The organism is Acidovorax sp. CF316 (assembly GCF_000276605.1).
Lineage (GTDB): Bacteria > Pseudomonadota > Gammaproteobacteria > Burkholderiales > Burkholderiaceae_C > Acidovorax.
Window position 1 is genome coordinate 1 of record NZ_AKJX01000081.1, and the last position, 1,350, is coordinate 1,350.

Consider the following 1,350-nt stretch of genomic DNA (forward strand, 5'->3'; position numbering starts at 1 on the left):
GCGCCAGCCGCTCGCACAGGTCGCGCGGAAGGTGAAAGCGCGTGCTCTCCCAGTTGCCCGGCAGGTTCTGCGTGCCGCCGGCCAGCGAGCCGTCTTCGACGATCAGGCCCGGGCAGGCCACGCCGATATACGGGGCCAGGCGGATCTCCTTTTTCTCCGCGTAGGCGATCAGGTCTTCGAGGATGGTGGCGATGCCCTCGACCAGCTCGTCGCGCTTGGGCTCATCGTCAGCATGGGCCCACTTCTCGCGGCGCAGCACCTCGGCCAGCGACATGTCGGGGGCCTTGTGCAGGTGCGTCTGCACGATGCCGCAGCGCACGTTGGTGCCGCCGATGTCCACCGCCAGGATGGCGTCGTAGCTTTGCAGCAGGGCCGGCGGCGCCAGGTGCACCCAGCCGATCAGGCCGCCCTCGTCCGCATGGTGGTGCAGGGTGCGCAGCTCCACGGGCACCTTCTCGGCCTTGAGGATCTCGCCGGCGCGCGCGATGGACATGCCACCGACTTCGCTCTGGTGGAAGCCTCCGCCGATGATGATGCGCTCCACGCCCTTCCAGGTCTTGTGCTTGAGAAAGCGCTGCACCACATGGGCCAGCTGCAGCGCATAGTCCTCGGAGGCGGCCGCTATGGCCTGGGCGGCAATGCCGTCTTTTTCGAGCATTGCATCGAGCTGGTGCTTGCTCAGTTCGCGCGTGGATTTGCGCCCCATGGGGTCCTTGCCGTCCATGGCCGTGAACAGCTTGCGCCAGGCGTCGAGCATCTGGCGGAAGGCCGTGCGGCTGGCCACGTCGCCCACGAAGCCGTCGCCATCGCGCAGCTCCAGGCTGTAGCCCTCGATCACGACCGAAGCCAGGCGCATGTCGCCGTGCGGACCGACGATGCCCAGCTCGCGCTGGGCCTTGGCGTCCTTTTCCTCCTGCGCGGCGCTGGGTTTGTCGGGCGCAGCCTTCTTGGCCTTCGCGCCCTTGTCTTTGTCTTTGGATGCCATTCAGTCCTCATGCAATGGCGGCCCGCACCCCGGGCCGTGCCTGCATGGTGCCCCAGGCGCTGGCGCCCCGGCGTCAGCCAACGCCTTGACATGCCCCCAAACCCATCAGGTCTTTGCAGTGCCCTGGATCAGGGCCTTGGCCCGCAGCCCCGCCCACACGGCAAGGAACAAGGCCGCCGCGAACACCCAGCCCGACAGCGCACCGGCCATGCCGCCCGAGAGCAGTGTGCCGATGGTGCAGCCCAGCCCGGTCATCGCGCCCCAGCCCAGCAGCACGCCGCCCGAGAGCCCGCGCACGGCATCGCGCCAGGTCGGCCAGCGCGGGGCGAACTGGCGGCTGGCCAGCGCGGCGATGAAGGCCCCGG

The 1,350-nt window shown here is 69.1% G+C and carries 2 protein-coding genes; both read right to left on the reverse strand.

The genetic code is table 11. From position 1 onward, the window contains the following. The coding region (locus tag PMI14_RS06765; protein ID WP_007851794.1) for an ROK family protein at positions 1–985 on the reverse strand (985 nt) is incomplete at its 3' end. A gap of 105 nt (positions 986–1,090) precedes the next feature. After that, positions 1,091–1,350 (reverse strand): YeeE/YedE thiosulfate transporter family protein (locus tag PMI14_RS06770; RefSeq protein ID WP_007851796.1); only part of this gene is annotated, 260 nt, incomplete at its 5' end.